The 210-nt window shown below is 75.2% G+C and carries 1 protein-coding gene; it reads left to right on the forward strand.

Annotation, left to right across the window (positions count from 1 at the left end; genetic code table 11):
- On the forward strand, nucleotides 1-210 hold a 210-nt coding region (locus tag G3I65_RS31055; protein WP_160699250.1), incomplete at both ends, for a hypothetical protein.

Below are 210 nucleotides of genomic sequence, written 5' to 3' on the forward strand. Positions count from 1 at the left end.
CGACACCGCGGAGATCGCGGCCCGGTGGGCGGCGCTGCCGTCCTGGACGCGCTGCACGGGCGGCTCCGATCCACTGTGGACACCGCAGTCCGGCGCGGAAGCCCCGGGGCGCGGCGGGTTCGACGACTACGTAGCCCACATGCCCGGCGCGTTCGCCTGGCTGGTCGTGGCCGAACCCGTGGCAGGCGACGCGATCGAGCGCGAGCTGCT

It is taken from the genome of Amycolatopsis sp. SID8362 (assembly GCF_010550475.1).
GTDB classification, from domain to species: Bacteria; Actinomycetota; Actinomycetes; order Mycobacteriales; family Pseudonocardiaceae; genus Amycolatopsis; species Amycolatopsis eburnea.